Source organism: Enterobacter sp. UCD-UG_FMILLET, assembly GCF_000762975.1.
Taxonomy (GTDB): domain Bacteria; phylum Pseudomonadota; class Gammaproteobacteria; order Enterobacterales; family Enterobacteriaceae; genus Enterobacter; species Enterobacter dykesii.
Genome location: NZ_JRJC01000036.1, coordinates 78,596 through 99,490, shown reverse-complemented (window position 1 = coordinate 99,490; position 20,895 = coordinate 78,596). Strand labels below are relative to the sequence as shown.

Annotated in this window: 21 protein-coding genes and 1 pseudogene; 12 read left to right on the top strand and 10 right to left on the bottom strand. The window is 56.7% G+C overall.

The features are described 5' to 3' along the window. Nucleotides 1-37 precede the first annotated feature (37 nt). On the top strand, nucleotides 38-247 hold the full coding sequence (locus tag LA04_RS25285; RefSeq protein ID WP_072015543.1) for a protein YoaL: 210 nt from the start codon (nucleotides 38-40) through the stop codon (nucleotides 245-247). Next, the gene (gene yoaE, locus LA04_RS15535; RefSeq protein ID WP_033145827.1) at nucleotides 235-1,794 is read left to right on the top strand and encodes a CNNM family cation transport protein YoaE; all 1,560 of its coding nucleotides are present in this window, start codon (nucleotides 235-237) and stop codon (nucleotides 1,792-1,794) included. Before LA04_RS25285 ends, yoaE begins: the two co-directional genes overlap by 13 nt. Nucleotides 1,795-1,800: 6 nt before the next feature. Here yoaE and LA04_RS15530 read toward each other — a convergent pair whose 3' ends face one another. The 4 genes from LA04_RS15530 to pabB all read right to left on the bottom strand — a co-directional run bounded on the left by LA04_RS15530 (nucleotide 1,801) and on the right by pabB (nucleotide 6,989). Further along, nucleotides 1,801-3,399, bottom strand: coding sequence for an EAL domain-containing protein (locus LA04_RS15530; RefSeq protein WP_047652300.1), 1,599 nt, complete (start codon nucleotides 3,397-3,399; stop codon nucleotides 1,801-1,803). Nucleotides 3,400-3,529: 130 nt separating this feature from the next. Beyond that, nucleotides 3,530-4,894, bottom strand: coding sequence for an L-serine ammonia-lyase (gene sdaA, locus LA04_RS15525; protein WP_047652299.1), 1,365 nt, complete (start codon nucleotides 4,892-4,894; stop codon nucleotides 3,530-3,532). A 184-nt stretch (nucleotides 4,895-5,078) separates the two neighbouring features. After that, nucleotides 5,079-5,657 (bottom strand): CoA pyrophosphatase, encoded by a 579-nt coding sequence (locus LA04_RS15520; protein ID WP_047652298.1) that lies wholly within the window; start codon nucleotides 5,655-5,657, stop codon nucleotides 5,079-5,081. A gap of 6 nt (nucleotides 5,658-5,663) precedes the next feature. Then, nucleotides 5,664-6,989, bottom strand: coding sequence for an aminodeoxychorismate synthase component 1 (pabB, locus tag LA04_RS15515; RefSeq protein WP_047652297.1), 1,326 nt, complete (start codon nucleotides 6,987-6,989; stop codon nucleotides 5,664-5,666). A 61-nt stretch (nucleotides 6,990-7,050) separates the two neighbouring features. Between pabB and LA04_RS15510 the strand changes: the two genes are divergently transcribed. Next, nucleotides 7,051-7,233, top strand: coding sequence for a YoaH family protein (locus LA04_RS15510; RefSeq protein ID WP_047652296.1), 183 nt, complete (start codon nucleotides 7,051-7,053; stop codon nucleotides 7,231-7,233). Nucleotides 7,234-7,239: 6 nt separating this feature from the next. On the opposite strand, the gene LA04_RS15505 is transcribed toward LA04_RS15510, so the two are convergent. Then, complete coding sequence (locus LA04_RS15505; RefSeq protein WP_008500498.1) at nucleotides 7,240-7,584, bottom strand: RidA family protein; 345 nt, start codon at nucleotides 7,582-7,584, stop codon at nucleotides 7,240-7,242. Nucleotides 7,585-7,718: 134 nt separating this feature from the next. Here LA04_RS15505 and LA04_RS15500 point away from each other — a divergent pair, with 134 nt between their 5' ends. The 5 genes and pseudogenes from LA04_RS15500 (at nucleotide 7,719) to rnd (ending at nucleotide 14,099) form a co-directional block, all read left to right on the top strand. Then, nucleotides 7,719-9,629: an ATP-dependent DNA helicase gene (locus LA04_RS15500; RefSeq protein ID WP_047652295.1), complete on the top strand. Its 1,911-nt coding sequence runs from the start codon at nucleotides 7,719-7,721 to the stop codon at nucleotides 9,627-9,629. Between the two features lie 66 nt (nucleotides 9,630-9,695). Then, the gene (tsaB, locus tag LA04_RS15495; protein WP_047652294.1) at nucleotides 9,696-10,391 is read left to right on the top strand and encodes a tRNA (adenosine(37)-N6)-threonylcarbamoyltransferase complex dimerization subunit type 1 TsaB; all 696 of its coding nucleotides are present in this window, start codon (nucleotides 9,696-9,698) and stop codon (nucleotides 10,389-10,391) included. Between the two features lie 37 nt (nucleotides 10,392-10,428). After that, entirely contained in the window at nucleotides 10,429-11,010 is a 582-nt protein-coding gene (locus tag LA04_RS15490; protein WP_047173205.1) for a Slp family lipoprotein, read from the top strand. A gap of 203 nt (nucleotides 11,011-11,213) precedes the next feature. Further along, nucleotides 11,214-12,900, top strand: a pseudogene (gene fadD / locus LA04_RS15485) (long-chain-fatty-acid--CoA ligase FadD). 71 nt (nucleotides 12,901-12,971) lie between these two features. Continuing rightward, on the top strand, nucleotides 12,972-14,099 hold the full coding sequence (rnd, locus tag LA04_RS15480; protein WP_152594374.1) for a ribonuclease D: 1,128 nt from the start codon (nucleotides 12,972-12,974) through the stop codon (nucleotides 14,097-14,099). Nucleotides 14,100-14,174: 75 nt separating this feature from the next. Here the strand turns inward: rnd and minE are convergent, their stop codons facing one another. The 3 genes from minE to minC are packed head-to-tail and all read right to left on the bottom strand — an operon-like array spanning nucleotide 14,175 to nucleotide 15,991. Beyond that, nucleotides 14,175-14,444, bottom strand: a complete 270-nt coding sequence (minE, locus tag LA04_RS15475) for a cell division topological specificity factor MinE (protein WP_008500504.1) — start codon at nucleotides 14,442-14,444, stop codon at nucleotides 14,175-14,177. Nucleotides 14,445-14,447: 3 nt separating this feature from the next. Continuing rightward, the gene (gene minD / locus LA04_RS15470) at nucleotides 14,448-15,260 is read right to left on the bottom strand and encodes a septum site-determining protein MinD (RefSeq protein ID WP_029742160.1); all 813 of its coding nucleotides are present in this window, start codon (nucleotides 15,258-15,260) and stop codon (nucleotides 14,448-14,450) included. Between the two features lie 23 nt (nucleotides 15,261-15,283). Next, complete coding sequence (minC, locus tag LA04_RS15465) at nucleotides 15,284-15,991, bottom strand: septum site-determining protein MinC (protein ID WP_023312186.1); 708 nt, start codon at nucleotides 15,989-15,991, stop codon at nucleotides 15,284-15,286. Nucleotides 15,992-16,114: 123 nt separating this feature from the next. Here minC and LA04_RS15460 point away from each other — a divergent pair, with 123 nt between their 5' ends. The 3 genes from LA04_RS15460 (at nucleotide 16,115) to LA04_RS15450 (ending at nucleotide 17,631) form a co-directional block, all read left to right on the top strand. Next, nucleotides 16,115-16,390 carry a YcgL domain-containing protein gene (locus tag LA04_RS15460; RefSeq protein WP_029742143.1) on the top strand — a complete coding sequence of 92 codons (276 nt, stop codon included), beginning with the start codon at nucleotides 16,115-16,117 and terminating at the stop codon, nucleotides 16,388-16,390. Between the two features lie 47 nt (nucleotides 16,391-16,437). Next, nucleotides 16,438-17,097: a fumarylacetoacetate hydrolase family protein gene (locus tag LA04_RS15455; RefSeq protein WP_032647730.1), complete on the top strand. Its 660-nt coding sequence runs from the start codon at nucleotides 16,438-16,440 to the stop codon at nucleotides 17,095-17,097. A gap of 93 nt (nucleotides 17,098-17,190) precedes the next feature. Then, the gene (locus LA04_RS15450) at nucleotides 17,191-17,631 is read left to right on the top strand and encodes a YcgN family cysteine cluster protein (RefSeq protein ID WP_047652292.1); all 441 of its coding nucleotides are present in this window, start codon (nucleotides 17,191-17,193) and stop codon (nucleotides 17,629-17,631) included. 125 nt (nucleotides 17,632-17,756) lie between these two features. Here the strand turns inward: LA04_RS15450 and dsbB are convergent, their stop codons facing one another. Both dsbB and nhaB read right to left on the bottom strand, forming a co-directional pair. Next, nucleotides 17,757-18,287 carry a disulfide bond formation protein DsbB gene (dsbB, locus tag LA04_RS15445; protein WP_047652291.1) on the bottom strand — a complete coding sequence of 177 codons (531 nt, stop codon included), beginning with the start codon at nucleotides 18,285-18,287 and terminating at the stop codon, nucleotides 17,757-17,759. 143 nt (nucleotides 18,288-18,430) lie between these two features. Next, the gene (gene nhaB / locus LA04_RS15440) at nucleotides 18,431-19,969 is read right to left on the bottom strand and encodes a Na(+)/H(+) antiporter NhaB (RefSeq protein WP_047652290.1); all 1,539 of its coding nucleotides are present in this window, start codon (nucleotides 19,967-19,969) and stop codon (nucleotides 18,431-18,433) included. A 200-nt stretch (nucleotides 19,970-20,169) separates the two neighbouring features. On the opposite strand from nhaB, the gene fadR reads away from it, so the two are divergent. Further along, nucleotides 20,170-20,889 (top strand): fatty acid metabolism transcriptional regulator FadR, encoded by a 720-nt coding sequence (gene fadR / locus LA04_RS15435; RefSeq protein WP_023312180.1) that lies wholly within the window; start codon nucleotides 20,170-20,172, stop codon nucleotides 20,887-20,889. Nucleotides 20,890-20,895: the final 6 nt, after the last annotated feature.

Here is a 20,895-nt window from a genome sequence, read left to right as displayed (position 1 = left end):
GAACGTAAATCTTTGCTAAAAACACATTGTCTCTGATATGTTTAGCCTCCGTTTAATTGTTCAGGAGTATAGGGCTACAGCCCACTATATGGACCGTCACCGACGTCAGTCATCTGCCAGGCCATTTCGCGCCTTATTCACCGGCGATCCTCGCCACGTATCGACTTTATCTACCTCTGTTTTGCCCACGTTGAGTGGGGCACCGTTTCGTCATTCCTTTAGCAGGAGCTTGTCATGGAATTCTTAATGGACCCGTCAATCTGGGTGGGATTGCTCACGCTGGTGGTGCTGGAGATTGTTCTCGGCATTGATAACCTGGTGTTTATCGCCATTCTTGCGGACAAACTGCCGCCAAAACAGCGTGATAAAGCGCGTCTGATTGGTCTCTCGCTGGCGCTGGTTATGCGACTGGGGCTGCTCTCCGTCATCTCCTGGATGGTCACGCTGACCAAACCGCTGTTCTCCGTCATGGATTACACCTTCTCCGGGCGTGATTTAATCATGCTGATCGGGGGGATATTCCTGCTTTTCAAAGCGACGACAGAGCTACACGAGCGGCTGGAAAACCGTCAGCACGATGATGGGCATGGTAAAGGCTATGCCAGCTTCTGGGTGGTGGTGCTGCAGATTGTGGTGCTTGATGCGGTCTTTTCGCTGGATGCGGTGATCACGGCGGTCGGCATGGTGAATCATCTGCCGGTAATGATGGCGGCTGTCGTCATTGCGATGGCGGTCATGCTGCTGGCCTCAAAGCCGCTGACGCGCTTCGTCAACCAGCATCCAACGGTGGTCGTGCTGTGTCTGAGCTTCCTGCTGATGATTGGTCTGAGCCTGGTGGCGGAAGGTTTTGGCTTCCATATTCCGAAAGGCTACCTGTACGCTGCGATTGGCTTCTCGATCCTGATCGAGCTGTTCAACCAGATTGCGCGTCGTAACTTTATTAAGCAGCAGTCGAATCAGCCGCTGCGTGCCCGTACCGCGGATGCGATTCTGCGCCTGATGGGCGGTCGTCGTCAGGTGAACGTTCAGTCTGATTCCGAAAACCATAACCCGGTTCCGGTCCCGGAAGGGGCGTTTGTGGAACAAGAGCGCTACATGATCAACGGCGTGCTCTCCCTGGCCTCCCGTTCGCTGCGCGGCATCATGACGCCACGCGGGGAAATCAGCTGGGTCGATGCAAACCTGAGCGTCGATGAAATTCGCCAGCAGCTGCTCTCTTCTCCGCACAGCCTGTTCCCGGTGTGTCGCGGAGAGCTGGATGAGATCATAGGCGTCGTGCGGGCGAAAGAGATGCTGGTAGCCCTGGAAGAGGGCGTCAACGTGGAAGCCGTTGCTGCGGCGTCGCCTGCGATTGTCGTGCCGGAAACGCTGGATCCGATCAACCTGCTCGGGGTGCTGCGCCGCGCGCGCGGTAGCTTTGTTATCGTCACCAACGAGTTTGGCGTGGTGCAGGGGCTTGTCACGCCGCTGGACGTGCTTGAAGCGATTGCCGGTGAATTCCCGGATGCCGACGAAACGCCAGAGATCGTTGCAGACGGTGAAGGCTGGCTGGTTAAAGGTACCACCGACCTGCACGCGCTCTCGCACACGCTGGGGCTGGAAAACGTGATCAACGATGAAGAAGATATCGCGACCGTTGCCGGTCTGGTTATCGCCGTTAACGGGCAAATCCCGCGCGTCGGCGATGTGATCGAGCTGGCGCCGCTGCACATTACGATCGTTGAAGCCAACGACTATCGCGTTGATATGGTTCGCATTGTTAAAGAACAATCAGCCCACGACGAAGATGAGTAAGCCGGCTTAGCGCAGCGGCATTAAGGGCACGATGTGCCCGTTATGATGCGCTGGCGGGGACGCGCTTCCCGCCAGCCACTTCGGAAAATCCCGTAGCGGCATGGGCCGCGCATAGAAAAACCCCTGCAGAACAGGTACCCCATGGCGGCGCAAATAGCGCGCCTGCTCCTCCGTCTCGACCCCTTCAGCCACCAGTTCAATATTCAGCCGCTGTCCCAGCGCAATAATCATATCCGTCACCGTCGAGTTCACGGCGTCGGTACCGATGGCGGTGGTAAACGACTGGTCGATTTTCAGCACGTCCGGGTGCAGCTTTTCAAGCCAGGAGAGGGAGCTGTTACCGGTGCCAAAATCGTCGATGGCGAGCTTCACCCCTTTGCGATGCAGTTCGCGCACGATGCGATAATCCGCATCCAGCAGCGCATCTCGTTCCGTGAGTTCAATCACCAGCTGCTGGCGCGGACTAGCGCTGAACCAGAGGCGGTTCAGGTCCTGTATCAACGCCGCGCGACGGAAATGGCTGGCGGCGACGTTAATACCGATGTGAAAACCGGCGCTGGCGGGGAAGTAGCCTATCTGGCGCACCGTTTCGGCGATGACATAGCGGGTCAGGGGGACAATCTGGTTATGTTCTTCTGCCAGAGTGATAAACACCTCCGGGGTGATCCAACCCTGACGGGGGTTATTCCAGCGCAGCAGGATCTCTACGCCGGTGCACGCCTGGGTACGGGCATTCACCAGCGGCTGGCAGAAAAGCTCGAATTCCCGCGCCGCAATGCCCATATCGATCTCCCGCGTAAAGCTCATCCGGTTTGCCGTTGCCAGCCACGCGAGATAGCCAAGCAGCAGGCTGAGCATCAGCCCGAGAGGCAGCTGGGCTGGCAGGCTTTTTAAGGCTAATTCTCCAGGGCCTGGCCCGCTGACCGTAATGGTAAAAGGATTTCGGGTTGACGATTGCTGGAAAAGCGAGCCTTCCTCATCAAACGTCAGGCTGTCGCTGACGCGTTGTCCATAGCGCAGAAAGCGATCGCCTACGGTCAGCGCCACGTCATTGATGAGCGGGCGCTGGGGCTCGAGGATCATTTTGGCGATCAGGTCGATATTGATGATCTCGATAATGCCTGCTTCACCGTCGTTAGAGACGGGATACCACTGGATCAATATCGGGCTACCCTTCAGCAGCCACTGATCGCTCGATAAAATCAGCTTTGCCGTGCTGGCGGGTAATTCTTTCAGGAAGTCGCGAACGGGCACATTGCGGCTCCCGAAAATACTTGAGCAATACAGGATACCCTCGTTAATCAGGGCGATGGAGCGTACCGTCTGCAAAATGGCGGCCTGCTTTCGCAGCGCTAGGTGCGCCTGGGGACAGGGCTGTCCCACCAGGGGCTGCAGCACGCTGCGGCGGTTCTCCAGAGAAAGCAGTATGTTATCAAGGGCGCGGACGGTGTGGCTGGTAAAATCGAGGATCCGCTGTTGGTTAACATTGCGCTGTGAAATAAAGCGAACGCCTAACGTCAGGATGAGCGTGAGGAACGCAACCGTGACACAGACGATAACGCGTTTTCGGCGATAGTTTTTAATGATCGTTTGTGCAGTTTGCATGAACGGTCGCCTGATAAGCCACCAGCCACAAAAGCCGGACGCAACAGTCAAAGTGTAGTGGGGAAAGCTGAAGGAGACGAGAAAGAAGAGGGAAATTCGCCCATCCGTTGCAGATGGGCGAAAGGCAGTATTAGTCGCACTGCACCTTAATGGCCAGGCCACCGCGGGAGGTCTCGCGGTATTTCGCGTTCATGTCCTTGCCGGTTTCGTACATGGTTTCAATCACCTTATCCAGCGATACGCGAGGTTCGCTGGTGCGGCGCATCGCCATACGTGAGGCGTTGATCGCTTTCACGGAGGCAATCGCGTTACGCTCGATGCACGGCACCTGCACCTGGCCCGCGACCGGATCACAGGTCAGACCGAGGTTATGTTCCATACCGATTTCCGCCGCCACGCAGACCTGCTCAGGGCTTGCGCCCAGCAGCTCTGCCAGACCGGCCGCCGCCATGGAGCAGGCAACGCCCACTTCACCCTGACAGCCTACTTCCGCACCGGAGATGGAGGCGTTCATTTTGTACAGCGCACCGATGGCACCTGCCGCCAGGAAATAGCGGATGTAGATGTCCGGCGTCATGGGCTCAATAAAGTGATCGTAATACGCCAGCACTGCCGGAACGATACCGCAGGCACCGTTGGTTGGCGCCGTCACGACGCGTCCACCGGCGGCGTTCTCTTCGTTAACCGCCAGGGCAAACATGTTTACCCAGTCGACCACGTTCATCGGGTCGTTGGAGAATTTATCGGTAGTCACCAGCATACGGCGCAGGGCAGAGGCACGACGCGGTACGCGCAGTGGACCCGGCAGAACGCCTTCGGTGTTCATCCCGCGGTCGATACAGGCGCGCATGGTTTGCCAGACGTTCGCAAAATAGTCTTCAATCTCTTTTTTGCTGTGCAGGGCCAGTTCGTTCTGCATCACCATGCCGGACAGTGAAAGACCGGTCTCTTTACAGTAGCCCAGCATTTCGGTAGCCGATTTGAACGGGTACGGTACGCTGACGTCGCCGACGCTATCTTTGCCAAAATGCTCTTCATCCACGATGAAGCCACCGCCGATGGAGTAGTACGTTTTGCTGTAGATCTCTTTTTCACCGCTCCAGGCGTGAATGGTCATGCCGTTTTCATGCAGCGGCAGGTTGTCGCTACGGAAACGCATGCCGTCATCCTGCGGGAAATCGACTTCCTGCTGGCCGTTTGCCAGCAGCAGGCGGCCGCGTGCTTCCACGTCGCGGATGAATGCCGGGATGGCATCAATATCAACGGTATCCGGCATATTGCCTGCCAGACCCATAATAATGGCGATATCGGTGTGGTGGCCTTTACCCGTTAATGACAGCGAGCCGTAAACATCCACGGCGACACGGGTAACGCTTTCCAGTAATCCTTTTTCGACCAGATCATCGACGAACTGTTTACCGGCCTTCATCGGGCCAACAGTATGGGAAGACGAAGGGCCAATTCCCACTTTGAACATGTCGAATATACTAATCACTTTCACACTCCTGACAGGGTTACCGGGGTTCCAGTAACGATGTTATAACTGCGCATAGTGTAAGAGGGAACACCGACCTCGGCTTAACTATTCACATGAATTAAACTAATGGTTAGCGATGGGTTTTGCTAATAGCGCGACGCGGATCGCAAACCTGCGAAAAAGGATGGAATGTAAAGTATAGTCAAGGTTTCAGGCCGATTTGCAGCGCCAGTTCACGAATGATGCCCGCCGTCATGCCCCAGACAAAATAATGCTGATACCAGGATAACCAGACCCGATGGTCATGCCCACGACGCTGAATATCCAGCGGGTGGTAACGACTCAGTCGAAGGGCTTCATCAAGCGGCATTTCAAACACCGCAGAGACTTCATCGACGCTGGCGTGATACTGCAGGCCCGGCGGGATAATGCCCACCACCGGCGTGACCTGAAAACCGGTAACGCTGTCGACGGGCGGCAGCACGCCGATGACCTCAACCGCTTCCGGTGGAATGGCAACCTCTTCCTGCGCTTCGCGCAGCGCGGCGGCAATCAGCGAGGCGTCGGAGCTGTCTACCGCGCCACCCGGAAAGGCGACCTGACCCGCGTGCTTACGTAAATGGGGAGAACGCTGGGTGAGCAGCAGGCCCGGCTGCGCGCGACGCACGACCGGGATCAGCACGGCCGCCTGTCTCTGATTGAGCGCCTCGCGGTTAACCTGCGGTCGTAATAGCTGAAAACGAGATAAAAAGTCGTCCAGCGTCAGGTTCTCTTTTTCCACCCGTGATTACTCCAGTTGTTTCAGGATACGGTTAACTTTATCAAAGGTTTCCTGATATTCCGCTTCGACCCGGCTGTCGGCAACAATGCCGCCCCCGGCCGAACAGTAAAGGTTTCCGTCGCAGGCCGTCAGCGTGCGAATGGTAATGCTGGTATCCATGGTGCCGCACAGGCTGATATAGCCGATGCTGCCGCACCAGGCGTTGCGGCGGTGCGGCTCCAGCTCATCAATGATCTCCATCGCTCGTACCTTCGGCGCGCCGGTGATGGAGCCCCCCGGAAACGCGGCGCGGAGCAGATCGCAGGCGGTGCGCGAATCAGGCAGCCGCGCGGTAATGGTGCTGACCAGATGATGCACCGCCGGGAAAGGCTCGACGACAAAAACTTCCGGCACGCGCACGCTGCCCGGTTCAGCGACGCGGCCAATATCGTTACGCATCAGGTCGACAATCATCAGGTTCTCGGCGCGGTCTTTCGGCGAGGCGGCAAGCTTTTCCGCCTGCTGGCGATCGGCGTCGGGATCCGCAAGACGCGGTAACGTGCCTTTAATCGGTCGGGTTTGAATCGTGCCCTCGGCAAGATGAATAAAGCGCTCGGGTGACAGGCTGAGTATGGCCCCCTGTTCCAGACGGACAAACGCGCTGAACGGTGCCTTATTGCTGGCGTTAAGGCGGGTAAATGCCTGCCACTCGTCTCCCTGATACGTTGCCTGGAAACGCTGGGCGAGGTTAACCTGGTAGCAGTCACCGCTTTGCAGATACGCCTGAACGCGCGCGAATTTTTCGGCATACTCCGCTGCGGTCATGTTCGAGCGCCAGCCAGAGGTCAACGTAAACGTCTGTGCCGGTGCAGGCCGTTGCGCCTCGAGCCAGGCCCGACGCGCCTGCACGTCATGATGGCTCAGCAGGGAAACCGTTTTTTTCAGGTGATCGACAATTAACGCCCAGTCATACAGCCCCACGGCCATGTCTGGCAGGGAAATATCTACCTGCGCATGCTCCGGCAGCGTTTCGAAACGGCGACCCAGATCGTAACCAAACAGGCCCAGCGCGCCCCCCTGAAAAGGAAGGTCCGGGTTTGGCGCGGCAGATAAGCCCAGCGCGTTAATGGCCTGCTGCAGCTGCAGCAGCGGATCGTCCGTCAGTGACAGATCATCGGTTGTCAGCGTCTTTAGTGGATCGGCCACCAGAATGTCGAAGCGGCTGTAGGGATGGTCCGCATGGCCGGAGTGCAGCAGCATCGCAAATGGCAGATGGCTCAGGCGGGCAAACCAGAATTCAGCGGCGTCTGCACGCCAGGGCAAGGTCATAACAGTGGGGAAGCGCATGTTCATGTGTGGCATACTACCGGGCAGCGTGAAATAATTAGCGCGAATAATTTAGCAGGAGTTGACGATGTTTGCAGGTTTACCTTCTCTGAGCCATGAACAGCAGCAGAAAGCGGTTGAGCGAATTCAGGAACTGATGTCCCAGGGGATGAGCAGCGGACAGGCGATTACCGTTGTCGCCGAGGAGATTCGCGCCAGTCATTCCGGCGAGCGGATCGTGGCGCGTTTCGAGGATGAAGATGAAGAGTAATCGGGCTTAAACCGCCGCGATAATCTTGATCTCTACCTTATACTCCGGTTTCATCAGCGTGGCCTGTACGGTACAGCGTACAGGCGCGTGACCCGCCACTACCCATGCATCCCAGGCTTTGTTCATCGCCGCGAAGTCGTCTTTGTTTGCCAGGAAAATCGTCGCATCCAGAATGCGGGATTTGTCGCTGCCCTGTTTTTCCAGCACCGCGTCAATCTGCGCCAGAGTGTTAGCCGTCTGCTCGAACGCATCCGCGTCCAGGTTAGCCGGTACGCCGGTGTAATAGAGCGTCTGGTTATGGATCACTACATCAGACCAGCGGGCTTCGGCATCAATGCGCACAATTGTCATAAACGTTTCCTCGTTATTTTTCGTCGTCAGGCGGCAAGACTGCCATATTGTTCTCGCGTCGTCACTATTTGGGGTGGCACAGGAGAGGATGGGCTGACATAATCCCCTGTGCAAAAATACAGTGAGAGAACACCGTGGCAGACGATTTTTCCCCTGAAGGTCAATTAGCGCAGGCTATCCCCGGCTTTAAACCCCGTGAGCCTCAGCGCCAGATGGCGCACGCCGTTGCACGCGCCATCGATAAGGCTCAGCCGCTGGTGGTCGAAGCCGGAACCGGCACGGGTAAAACGTATGCTTACCTTGCTCCGGCGCTGCGCGCGAAGAAGAAGGTGATTATTTCCACCGGATCGAAGGCGCTGCAGGATCAGCTCTATAGCCGCGATTTGCCCACGGTGGCGAAAGCGCTGAAATACAAGGGGCGTCTGGCCCTGTTGAAGGGGCGATCTAACTATCTCTGCCTGGAACGTCTTGAGCAGCAGGCGCTGGCGGGTGGCGACCTGCCGGTGCAAACCCTCAGCGACGTTATTATCCTTCGCGCCTGGGCGAACCAGACTGAAGAGGGTGATATCAGCACCTGCGCGAGCGTGCCGGAAGATTCCCCGGCCTGGCCGCTGGTGACCAGCACCAACGATAACTGCCTCGGCAGCGACTGCCCGCTGTATAAAGACTGCTTTGTGGTTAAAGCCCGCAAAACGGCCATGGACGCCGACGTGGTGGTGGTAAACCATCACCTTTTTCTCGCGGATATGGTGGTCAAGGACAGCGGCTTTGGCGAGCTGATCCCGGAAGCGGACGTGATGATCTTCGACGAAGCCCACCAGCTTCCGGACATCGCCAGCCAGTATTTCGGCCAGTCGCTTTCCAGCCGCCAGATTCAGGATCTGGCGAAAGATTTTACCATCGCTTACCGGACCGAACTCAAAGATACCCAGCAGCTGCAGAAGTGCGCCGACCGTCTGGCCCAGAGCGCGCAGGATTTCCGCTTACAGCTCGGCGAGCCGGGCTATCGCGGTAACCTGCGCGAGCTGCTGGCGGACAAAAACATCCAGCGCGCGCTGCTGCTACTCGATGATGCCCTCGAACTCTGCTACGACGTGGCAAAACTGTCCCTCGGCCGCTCCGCGCTGCTGGATGCGGCCTTCGAACGCGCCACGCTTTATCGCGGGCGGCTCAAACGGCTGAAAGAGATTAACCAGCCGGGGTTCAGCTACTGGTATGAGTGCACCTCCCGGCATTTCACGCTGGCGCTCACGCCGCTGACGGTGGCGGATAAATTTAAAGAGGTGATGGCGCAAAAACCGGGAAGCTGGATCTTCACCTCGGCAACCCTGTCGGTGAATGACGATCTGCATCACTTCACGGAACGTCTTGGCATTGAGGAGGCGGAATCCCTGCTCCTGCCGAGCCCGTTCGATTACAAAAAACAGGCGCTGCTTTGCGTGCCTCGTAATCTGCCGCTGCCGAACCAGCCGGGTGCGGCGCGCCACCTGGCCGCGATGTTAAAACCGATGATCGAGGCCAACAATGGCCGCTGCTTTATGCTCTGCACCTCTCACGCCATGATGCGTGATCTCGCCGAGCAGTTCCGCGCCACCATGACGCTGCCGGTGCTGCTGCAGGGTGAAACCAGTAAAGGCCAGCTGTTACAGCAGTTTGTCAGCGCCGGGAATGCCCTGCTGGTAGCAACCAGCAGCTTCTGGGAAGGGGTCGACGTGCGGGGCGATACGCTCTCGCTGGTGATCATTGATAAGCTGCCGTTTACCTCCCCGGACGATCCGCTGCTGAAGGCGCGCATGGAAGACTGCCGTCTGCGCGGGGGCGATCCATTTGACGAGGTACAACTGCCGGACGCGGTGATTACCCTCAAGCAGGGGGTAGGGCGATTGATCCGCGACGTTACCGATCGCGGGGTGCTGGTCATTTGCGATAACCGGCTGGTGATGCGCCCTTACGGCGCCACCTTCCTTGCAAGCCTGCCGCCCGCGCCGCGGACGCGGGACATAAAACGCGCGGTGCGTTTCCTGGCAAATCCAACGGCGGAGTAATTTACCCCGGAGTGTGCTAAGATGCGCGCCATTTTGTGACTGACCCTTGCGAGAGCGCGACGACTGATGCGAATTCTGGCTATTGATACCGCGACAGAGGCTTGCTCTGTCGCTCTGTTGAACGACGGTGCTGTTTCTGCCCATTTCGAAGAGTGCCCACGGGAACACACCCAACGCATTCTGCCCCTGGTAAAAGCCATTTTAACCCAGGGCAACACCTCCTTAACCGACCTCGACGCGCTGGCTTTTGGCCGTGGCCCCGGCAGCTTTACGGGCGTACGCATCGGGATTGGCATTGCGCAGGGGCTGGCGCTGGGCGCCGAACTGCCGATGATCGGCGTCTCAACCCTCGCCACCATGGCGCAGGGCGCATGGCGCATGACCGGGGCAACGCGCGTTCTGGCCGCGATTGATGCCCGCATGGGGGAAGTTTACTGGGCCGAATACACCCGCGACGAGCAGGGCGTGTGGCACGGTGAAGAGACGGAAGCCGTGCTCAAGCCGGAAGCGGTCACTGAGCGGCTGCAACAGCTCTCCGGTAAGTGGGCAACCGTCGGCACCGGCTGGCCGGCGTGGCCTGACATGGCGAACGACACCGGGGTGACGCTGGTGGACGGCAACATGCTGCTGCCGGCTGCGGAAGATATGCTTCCGATTGCCTGCCAGCTGCTCGCAGCAGGAAAAACCGTGGCCGTTGAACAGGCGGAGCCGGTTTATTTGCGAAACACCGTCGCGTGGAAGAAACTTCCGGGCCGCGAGTGAATCTCAGTATCAGGAACTGAGAAAAAGGAGTCGCATCATGGCGGTTCAGACTAAAGTAGTACGCCTTATTATGGCAGGCGCAGTAGCCATAGCACTGAGCGGATGCGTTTCCGTTCCTGATGCGATTAAGGGCAGCAGCCCGACGCCACAGCAGGATCTGGTTCGGGTGATGAATGCCCCTGAGCTGTACGTCGGTCAGGAAGCGCGCTTTGGCGGTAAGGTCATCGACGTACAAAACCAGCAGGGGAAAACCCGTCTCGAGATCGCCACCGTTCCGCTGGACAGCGGCGCGCGGCCGGTACTGGGTGAGGCCTCTCGCGGACGTATCTATGCGGACGTCAGCGGGTTCCTCGATCCGGTCGATTTTCGCGGGCAGCTGGTGACCGTCGTCGGGCCGATTACCGGCGCGGTGCAGGGCAAAATCGGCAGCACGCCGTATAAATTTATGACCATGCAGGTCAACGGGTATAAACGCTGGCGGCTGGCACAGCAGGTAGTCATGCCGCCTCAGCCGATGGATCCGTGGATGTGGGGTCCACATCCTTATCGTTACGGCTACCCGGGCTGGGGCTGGTATAACCCGGGACCAGCACAGGTTCAGACGATCGTTACTGAGTAACTTACTGTTATTGTTAGAAAAGAGACAGCGGCTCAGCCGCTGTCTCTGTTTTTTTACGGATAAAACGAAAAAAAAGAGTGACGCGCTTCGCAACCTTAAATCTGAACAATTAATAAACTGGTACGCTGAGTTAATATAATGTTAACAAACTGTTTATTATCGGGGTTGTGATGACGACGAACACTCATTTCAGAGGTGATGCATTGAAGAAGGTTTGGCTTAACCGTTATCCCGCAGATGTTCCTGCTGAGATCAATCCTGACCGTTATCAATCCCTGGTGGAATTATTTGAACACTCGGTAAGGCGCTACGCGGACCAGCCCGCATTCGTGAATATGGGCGAGGTGATGACGTTCCGTAAGCTTGAGGAGCGTAGCCGCGCGTTTGCGGCGTATCTGCAGGAAGGGCTAGGGCTGCAAAAAGGGGACCGCGTCGCGCTGATGATGCCGAACCTGCTGCAATACCCGGTGGCGTTGTTCGGTATCCTGCGAGCCGGGATGATTGTCGTCAACGTCAACCCGCTGTACACCCCGCGCGAGCTGGAGCATCAGCTGAACGACAGCGGTGCGGCCGCGATTGTCATTGTGTCCAACTTCGCCCATACGCTGGAAAAAGTGGTCGACAAAACCCAGGTTAAACACGTCATCCTGACGCGCATGGGGGATCAACTCTCTACCGCCAAAGGCACGCTGGTTAACTTTGTCGTCAAATACGTCAAGCGCCTGGTGCCAAAATATCATCTGCCGGACGCCATCTCCTTCCGCCGCGCGCTGCATGCGGGCTACCGTATGCAGTATGTGAAACCCGAAGTGGTCGCGGAAGATCTTGCGTTTCTGCAATACACGGGCGGGACTACCGGCGTCGCCAAAGGGGCCATGCTTACCCACCGTAATATGCTGGCAAACCTTGAACAGGTGAATGCCACCTACGGGCCGCTGCTGCATCCGGGCAAAGAGGTGGTGATCACCGCGCTTCCGCTGTATCACATCTTTGCGCTGACCATGAACTGCCTGCTGTTTATTGAACTGGGTGGTCAGAACATCCTCATCACCAACCCGCGCGATATCCCTGGCCTGGTGAAAGAGCTGGCGAAATATCCGTTCACCGCCATGACGGGGGTGAACACCCTGTTTAACGCGCTGCTTAATAACAAAGAGTTCCAGCAGCTGGATTTCTCCACGCTGCATCTCTCTGCGGGCGGCGGCATGCCGGTTCAGCAGGCGGTCGCCGAGCGCTGGGTGAAGCTCACCGGCCAGTATCTGCTGGAGGGCTATGGGCTGACGGAATGTGCGCCGCTGGTCAGCGTCAACCCGCATGACATCGACTATCACAGCGGAAGCATCGGTCTGCCGGTTCCTTCTACAGAGGCCAAACTCGTCGATGATAACGATAACGAAGTCGCGCCGGGTGAGCCGGGTGAGCTTTGCGTCAGAGGTCCGCAGGTGATGCTGGGCTACTGGCAGCGTCCCGACGCGACCGACGAGATTATCAAAGACGGTTGGCTGCACACTGGGGATATCGCGGTGATGGATGAAGGAAGGCTTCCTTCGCATCGTCGATCGCAAGAAGGACATGATCCTGGTCTCCGGCTTCAACGTCTATCCGAATGAGATCGAAGACGTGGTTATGCAGCACAGCGGCGTGCTCGAAGTGGCGGCGGTCGGCGTCCCTTCCGGCAGCAGCGGTGAAGCGGTGAAGATATTTGTGGTCAAGAAAGATCCTTCCCTGACGGAGGAGGCGCTGGTAACGTTCTGCCGTCGTCAGCTGACGGGCTATAAAGTGCCGAAACTGGTGGAATTCCGCGATGAGCTGCCGAAATCCAACGTTGGAAAGATATTACGACGAGAATTACGTGACGAAGCCCGTGGCAAAGTAGACAATAAGGCCTGAGCTTCACGCTAATCGCCCAGACGCCGGTTAAGCCGGCGTTTTTTATGGGCGCAAACAAAAGAGAACCCGTTTTGAATTACCAGATGATCACGACCAACGACGAGCTGGCTTCGCTGTGCGAAGTAACGCGCGACTTTCCTGCCATTGCCCTGGATACCGAGTTTGTCCGTACCCGGACCTATTATCCGCAGCTGGGTTTGATTCAGATATACGACGGTAAACACGTGTCGCTGATTGACCCTCTCGGCATTACCGACTGGACGCCGATGCGTGACCTGCTGCTCGATACCGCCGTGACGAAATACCTGCACGCAGGCAGTGAAGATCTGGAAGTCTTTCTGAACACCTTTGGCATCATGCCCCAGCCGCTGATTGATACGCAGATCCTCGCGGCATTCAGCAATCGTCCGCTCTCATGGGGCTTTGCTGCCATGGTGGAGGAGTATACGGGCCTGACGCTGGATAAAAGTGAATCCCGTACTGACTGGCTGGCGCGTCCGCTTACCGAGCGTCAGCTGGAGTATGCGGCGGCAGACGTGTTTTACCTGCTGCCGATTGCCGGACAGCTGATGAAAGAGGCGGAAGCCTCCGGCTGGCTCGCTGCTGCGCTGGACGAGTGCCGTATGACCCAGCAGCGTCGTCAGGAAGTGGTTGACCCGAAAGAGGCCTGGCGCGATATCACCAACGCCTGGCAGCTGCGCACGCGTCAGCTGGCATGCCTGCAGCTGCTGGCAGACTGGCGCTTGCGTAAAGCGCGCGAGCGCGATCTGGCCGTTAACTTCGTCGTCCGCGAAGAACATCTCTGGGCGGTGGCGCGCTATATGCCAGGCAGCCTGGGCGAGCTTGACAGCATTGGGTTGTCGGGCAGCGAGATCCGCTTCCACGGTAAAACCCTGCTGGCGCTGGTCGCCAAAGCGCAGGAGCTGCCGGAAGATGCGTTGCCGGAACCGCTGCTGAACCTGATGGACATGCCGGGCTATCGCAAAGCGTTTAAGGATATCAAAGCGCTGGTGCAGGCTGTTGCAACCGAAAGCAAACTGAGCGCGGAACTGCTCGCCTCACGTCGTCAGATTAACCAGCTGCTGAACTGGCACTGGAAGCTGAAGCCGCAGAATGGCGTGCCGGAGATGATGGCGGGCTGGCGCGGGGAATTGATGGCCGATCGCCTGAATACGCTGCTGGACGGTTATCCGCGATAAAAAAATATGCCGGGCGATATACCCGGCATATTTCCCCGGTGGCGCTGCGCTTACCGGGGCGATGAAAACACAAACCTACGGACGCGACTCTTCCGCTTCCGGGAGCGTAACGTTCAGCTCCAGAATCGAAATATCCCCGTCTTTTTGTTCCAGCTGCACCGTGACCATCTCCGGGTCAATCTGCACGTACTTACAGATCACTTCCAGGATGTCCTTGCGCAGCTGCGGCAGGTAGTGAGGCTCGGCGTCGCTACGACGACGCTCCGCAACGATAATTTGCAGACGTTCTTTTGCGATGTTGGCGGTGTTCTTTTTCCGCGAGAGAAAAAAGTCCAGTAATGCCATAACTTATCCTCCGAACAGGCGTTTGAGGAAACCTTTCTTCTCTTCTTCAATGAAGCGGAAAGGACGTTCTTCTCCCAGCAGACGGTCAACGGTATCGGCGTAAGCTTTACCTGCATCTGCCAATGTATCAAGGATCACTGGCTCGCCCTGGTTAGAGGCGCGTAACACGGACTGATCTTCCGGGATAACGCCCACCAGCTTAATGCGCAGGATCTCCAGCACGTCTTCCATGCTCAGCATGTCACCTTTGTTCACGCGGCCCGGATTGTAGCGGGTGAGCAGCAGGTGTTCTTTAATTGGGTCTTCGCCATTCTCCGCACGACGGGATTTAGAGGCGAGGATCCCCAGAATGCGGTCTGAGTCACGCACGGATGAAACTTCAGGGTTGGTAGTGATGATCGCTTCATCAGCGAAGTAGAGCGCCATCAGGGCTCCGGTTTCGATGCCGGCAGGGGAGTCGCAGACAATGAAGTCGAAATCCATTTTTTTCAGATCGTCGAGCACCTTTTCCACGCCCTCACGGGTCAGGGCGTCTTTGTCACGCGTCTGAGAAGCCGGGAGAATGTAGAGGTTCTCGGTGCGCTTGTCTTTGATCATCGCCTGGTTCAGCGTGGCATCGCCCTGAATGACGTTCACGAAGTCATACACGACGCGACGCTCACATCCCATGATGAGGTCGAGGTTACGCAGACCGATATCGAAGTCGATAACGATGGTTTTCTTTCCCTTCTGGGCCAAACCAGTAGCGATGGCCGCGCTGGAGGTGGTCTTGCCAACGCCTCCTTTACCCGAAGTAACAACAATAATGCGTGCCATAGAAATTCCTTGTTAAAAAGGGATCAATTCAACGGTTGAACGGTCAACGCGTCGTCTGCCAGAAGCAGGCGAGCCGCTTTGCCATAAAATTCGGCTGGGATTTTGTCGCTCAGCCAATATTCACCTGCGATGGACACCAGTTCCGCCGTCAGGTGAGTACAAAATATTTGCGCATCTCGATCGCCACTTGCACCGGCGAGCGCACGTCCACGCATCATACCGTATACGTGAATATTGCCATCTGCAATCAGCTCAGCGCCAGCGCTGACGTGGCTTGTAACAATCAGATCACAGTTTGGTGCATAAATGCGCTGACCGGAACGAACCGGCACATCAATCATTCGCGTTTTTGTGACGGTAGTAACGTTCTGCACCGCAGGAGGGGGCGTTTGCACGGCAACGGGTGCCGCACGCGAGGCTTTTTCTTTGCCCTCATTCAGAAGGGGCAGCCCCGCACGCTCAATTTCCGCTTTCAGCTCAGTATCTTTACAGCCGCTGATGCCCACGATACGCAGTCCGGTCGAGGAGACGGCCTGCTGGAGAAGTTTCCAGTTAACCGGCGCTTCAAGACCGCTGACGTTGATAACAACAGGGGCGTGCTTTAGAAAGGCGGGAGCCTGGGCGATTTTGTCTTCTAACGCCTGACGAATAACCTCGGGTTTTGCATCATGCAAATGTACCACTGATAAGGTGAAGCTACTGCCTTTAAGCTCGATGGGCGTGTTTGACATCCTGGCCTTACTCAATTTGCTATTAACCGCAACCACTCGCTGCGATATTCCGAAGAGTATCAGGCATGTTATAGTCAGGAGTATATTGAGGCAAGCAACCACCCATTAATTCAGAGTAAAAACATGTTTTGTGTGATCTACAGAAGTACAAGCCGTGACCAGACCTATCTTTATGTCGAAAAGAAAGACGATTTTTCACGCGTGCCTGAAGAATTAATGAAGAACTTTGGCCGACCACAGTTGGCGATGCTGCTGCCGCTTGATGGTCGTAAGAAACTGATTAATGCCGATCTGGATAAAGTGAAAACGGCCTTAGCCGAGCAGGGCTATTATTTACAGCTTCCGCCGCCACCCGAGAATTTATTAAAACAGCATCTTGAGGCGAACGGCAAAAAATAGTCTCAACTGCTTTTGGGCACAACACATCAACCGTTTAGGGGTCGACCATGTATCAACATCATAACTGGCAAGGTGCATTACTGGATTATCCCGTCAGCAAAGTGGTTTGCGTAGGCAGCAACTATGCAAAACATATTCAGGAGATGGGCAGCGCGACGCCAGAAGAGCCGGTCCTGTTTATTAAGCCTGAAACGGCGCTTTGCGACATCCGCCAGCCGCTGGCGCTGCCGCAGGGGCTGGGCTCGGTGCATCACGAAGTTGAACTCGCCGTGCTGATTGGTGCCACACTGCGCCAGGCCTCAGAAGAACATGTTCAGAAAGCGATTGCCGGATACGGCGTGGCGCTGGATCTGACCCTGCGTGACGTGCAGGGCAAAATGAAGAAAGCCGGGCAGCCGTGGGAAAAAGCCAAAGGGTTTGATAATTCCTGCCCGATCTCGGCGTTTGTGCCGGTGAGCGAATTTACCGGCGATCCGCAGGACACGCCGCTCAGCCTCAAGGTTAACGGCGAGATCCGCCAGCAGGGCACCACCGCAGACATGATCCATAAGATTGTGCCCCTGATCGCCTACATGAGCCGCTTCTTTACCCTGAAGCCGGGCGATGTGATCCTGACCGGAACCCCAGAAGGCGTTGGTCCGCTACTCAGCGGTGACGAGCTTGAGGTCGGTTTTAACGGCCTGTCGCTGAAAACCCGCGTGCTGTAACCCCATCTTGCCGCCTGAAGAGGGCGGCAAAACTTGCAACAACGTGCCAGACTCGTTATAAGGTGCGCTTTCTTTTGACGTGTGGACATCCTGATGAACGACATCCCTTTCTGGCAAAGCAAAACTCTCGACGACATGACTGACGCGGAATGGGAATCATTGTGCGACGGCTGCGGGCAGTGCTGCCTGCACAAGCTGATGGATGAAGATACGGATGAAATCTACTTCACCAACGTTGCCTGCAAGCAGTTAAACATTAAAACCTGCCAGTGCCGCAACTATGAGCGTCGGTTTGAATTTGAGCCTGACTGCATCAAGTTAACGCGGGATAATCTGCCGACGTTTGAATGGCTGCCGCATACCTGCGCGTATCGCCTGCTGGCGGAAGGCAAAGATTTACCGAACTGGCACCCGCTGCTGACCGGGTCAAAAGCGGCGATGCACGGCGAGCGTATCTCTGTGCGCCACATTGCGGTGAAAGAGTCCGAGGTGCGTGACTGGGAAGACCACATCATGAACCACCCGACCCGTTGAGATTAAAAAACCCGCCAGGGCGGGTTTTTTATTGTGCTTGTGCGGCCTGATGCCCTCATCCCAACCCTCTCCAACGGAAGAGGGCGCAAACGCTAAAAACGGCAACCTTGGTTGCCGTTTTGCGTTTACCTTCCGAACAAATCTCGTTTCTTCGGTTTGAAAGGCTGGGCAATCAGCACCAGCAGCGCCACGACGAAGTAGGCGGCAAAAATACCCACCAGCCACTGCGGCATCTCCAGCGTCAGGAATTCCCACTGACGAACGGAGCAGTCACCGGATGCGACAAACACTTGCGGCAGCCATTTGTCCAGCGGCAGCCAGCTCGGGAAGCGGGCGGCAAAATCACAGGTCATAAACGGTGACGGATGCAATTGCATCATGGTGTGCTGCCAGGAGAGTTCAATTCCTTTCCAGGCGCTGTAAATCCAGATGGCAATAGCGGCATAGCGAAGCGGCGATTTAGGGGCAATTGCACCCACCAGGCCTGCCCCCATAATGCCGAACAGCGCGCAGCGTTCGTAAATACACAGCACGCAAGGTTTAAGACCCATTACGTGCTGGAACCACAGCGCGACCATTTCCAGCGCAAAGGCGGTCAGGGCCATTAACAACCACGCTCCGCGACCGCGGGAGCACTGGTTTAAAAATCTCAACATAATCATTTCCCTGGAACATGCTTAGAAAGCGCAGTGTAAACGAATTCGTTTTTCGCGCCACCTGTACCTGGCGAAATAAAACGTAATTGGATGTTTATCGTGCGAAAAGGCAAACGGGCAGCGAACTGCCCGAGATGCATAGTTTACTGCGCCGCAAGTATACCCGCTTGTACCAGCCATTGCGTACAGGGAATGAGGGTAATTTTGACGCAAAGCAATCCGACGATCGTGAGCACCAGCGTATAGGGCAGCGCCATCCACACCATCCTGCCATAAGAAAGACGTATGAGCGGCGCGAGGGCGGAGGTCAGCAGGAACAGGAAGGCGGCCTGGCCATTTGGCGTCGCCACCGACGGCAGGTTGGTGCCGGTATTGATCGCCACGGCCAGCAGCTCAAACTGTCCGGCGCTGATAACGCCTTGCTCCATAGCGGCTTTGGCCTCGTTGATGTAGACCGTCCCGACAAAGACGTTATCTGAGATCGACGAGAGCAGGCCGTTAAACAGGTAAAACAGCGAGAGCTGAGCATCCGGTGACGCCTGTAATACAAAGGCAATAATCGGCGCGAACAGGTGCTGGTCGATAATCACCGCCACGACGGCAAAGAACACCGCCAGCAGGGCGGTAAACGGCAGGGCTTCGGTAAACGCCTTGCCGATGGCATGTTCGTCCGTCACGCCGGTAAAGGTGGTGGCGAGAATAATGACCGACAGGCCAATCAGCCCCACTTCGGCAAGGTGGAACGCCAGCGCCGCGATAAGCCAGACGCCGATGATTCCCTGAGCAATCAGTCGTAGCGTCTCCTGGCGCGTCCGCTGGCTTCGGCTCTGCAGATCGAATTTATGCAGTTCCTGACGTACCGGCTCCGGGAGCTGCGCCCCGTAGCCGAAGAGGCGAAACTTCTCCACCAGCAGACAGGTCGCCAGCCCGCAGATCAGCACCGGTACGCTCACCGGCGCCATTCTCAGGAAGAACTCACCGAAGTGCCAGCCCGCCGCTTTGGCAATGATCAGGTTTTGCGGCTCGCCCACCATGGTCATCACGCCGCCCAGGGCGGTACCCACGCCGGCATGCATCATCAGGCTGCGCAGAAACGCGCGGAACTGTTCCAGCACGTCACGGTTATGCGCCTCGACGTGGCTGTCATCCTGCAGGTCCTCATTTGGGCGAGAGGAGGCCACGCGGTGATAAATACCGTAAAACCCAACAGCAACGCTGATCACCACCGCGACGACCGTCAGCGCATCCAGGAAGGCCGACAGGAAGGCGGCGGCAAGGCAAAACGCCAGCGAGAGGAACATTTTTGACGGAATGCTGAGCAGCAGGCGCGTGAAGATGAACAGCAGCAGCTGTTTCATAAAGTAGATGCCCGCCACCATAAACATAAGCAGCAAAAGCACTTCGAGATTTGACGCCAGCTCTGCTTTGACATGCCCGGCGCTGGTCATACCGATGACGACGGCTTCAAACGCCAGCAATCCGCCCGGCAGCAGGGGATAACATTTTAGCGCCATGGCCAGGGTGAAGATAAACTCCGCCACCAGCAGCCAGCCGGCGATAAAGGGATTCACAATAAAAACGATGGGATTAACGACCAGGAAAACCAGCAGTATCAGCTTATACCAGTCAGGAGACTGACCTAAAAAATTGCGCCATAGCGCGCGCCCAAAAGAAATTTCCACAACAGACGTCCTTCCCGTCAAGTAAGACAAAACATCAGTATACGCAAAAATCGCGGCCCGGAGGCGGATAAGGCGGCATTGTAAATTTCACAAAAATGAAACGGCGATCCCTCTTTTCTCTCTTTGCCGCGCTACCTGCCACTGCGTGCCTCTGGTATGATGAGTCCAATTTGCTAAAGCTGTGTAATGGAAATCTCACTATGGTCATTAAGGCGCAGAGCCCGGCGGGTTTCGCGGAAGAGTACATCATTGAAAGCATCTGGAATAATCGTTTCCCTGCGGGGTCCATTCTTCCGGCTGAACGCGAACTCTCTGAACTGATTGGCGTCACTCGCACCACGCTGCGTGAAGTGCTCCAGCGGCTGGCGCGCGATGGCTGGTTGACGATCCAGCACGGTAAGCCTACGAAAGTGAACAACTTCTGGGAAACGTCCGGGCTGAACATTCTTGAAACGCTGGCGCGTCTTGACCATGAAAGCGTGCCGCAGCTCATTGATAATCTGCTCTCCGTTCGCACCAACATCGCGACGATCTTTATTCGTACCGCTTTCCGTCAGCATCCGGAAGACGCCCTTGCGGTGCTGGCCACAGCGAACGAGGTGGAAGATCATGCCGATGCTTTTGCCACCCTCGATTACAACGTGTTTCGCGGCCTGGCGTTTGCCTCCGGCAACCCGGTGTACGGCCTGATCCTCAACGGTATGAAAGGGCTTTACACCCGCATTGGCCGCCACTACTTTGCCAATCCGGAAGCGCGTAGCCTGGCGCTGGGCTTCTACCATAAGCTGAGCAAGCTCTGTACCGAAGGCCTGCACGATCAGGTTTATGAGACGGTGCGCCGCTACGGTCACGATTCCGGTGAAATCTGGCACCGTATGCAGAAAACGCTGCCGGGTGATTTAGCGATTCAGACCCGCTAAAAGAAA

Bases quoted from the DNA above. Each gene is read 5' to 3' on its own strand.
- yoaE (WP_033145827.1), top strand. From the start codon at position 235: ATGGAATTCTTAATGGACCCGTCAATCTGGGTGGGATTGCTCACGCTG.
- LA04_RS15530 (WP_047652300.1), bottom strand. From the start codon at position 3,399: ATGCAAACTGCACAAACGATCATTAAAAACTATCGCCGAAAACGCGTT.
- LA04_RS25285 (WP_072015543.1), top strand. From the start codon at position 38: ATGTTTAGCCTCCGTTTAATTGTTCAGGAGTATAGGGCTACAGCCCAC.
- fadR (WP_023312180.1), top strand. From the start codon at position 20,170: ATGGTCATTAAGGCGCAGAGCCCGGCGGGTTTCGCGGAAGAGTACATC.
- LA04_RS15505 (WP_008500498.1), bottom strand. From the start codon at position 7,584: ATGACAATTGTGCGCATTGATGCCGAAGCCCGCTGGTCTGATGTAGTG.
- tsaB (WP_047652294.1), top strand. From the start codon at position 9,696: ATGCGAATTCTGGCTATTGATACCGCGACAGAGGCTTGCTCTGTCGCT.
- LA04_RS15490 (WP_047173205.1), top strand. From the start codon at position 10,429: ATGGCGGTTCAGACTAAAGTAGTACGCCTTATTATGGCAGGCGCAGTA.
- minC (WP_023312186.1), bottom strand. From the start codon at position 15,991: ATGTCAAACACGCCCATCGAGCTTAAAGGCAGTAGCTTCACCTTATCA.
- minD (WP_029742160.1), bottom strand. From the start codon at position 15,260: ATGGCACGCATTATTGTTGTTACTTCGGGTAAAGGAGGCGTTGGCAAG.
- pabB (WP_047652297.1), bottom strand. From the start codon at position 6,989: ATGAACATGCGCTTCCCCACTGTTATGACCTTGCCCTGGCGTGCAGAC.
- LA04_RS15450 (WP_047652292.1), top strand. From the start codon at position 17,191: ATGAACGACATCCCTTTCTGGCAAAGCAAAACTCTCGACGACATGACT.
- LA04_RS15460 (WP_029742143.1), top strand. From the start codon at position 16,115: ATGTTTTGTGTGATCTACAGAAGTACAAGCCGTGACCAGACCTATCTT.
- minE (WP_008500504.1), bottom strand. From the start codon at position 14,444: ATGGCATTACTGGACTTTTTTCTCTCGCGGAAAAAGAACACCGCCAAC.
- dsbB (WP_047652291.1), bottom strand. From the start codon at position 18,287: ATGTTGAGATTTTTAAACCAGTGCTCCCGCGGTCGCGGAGCGTGGTTG.
- LA04_RS15510 (WP_047652296.1), top strand. From the start codon at position 7,051: ATGTTTGCAGGTTTACCTTCTCTGAGCCATGAACAGCAGCAGAAAGCG.
- LA04_RS15455 (WP_032647730.1), top strand. From the start codon at position 16,438: ATGTATCAACATCATAACTGGCAAGGTGCATTACTGGATTATCCCGTC.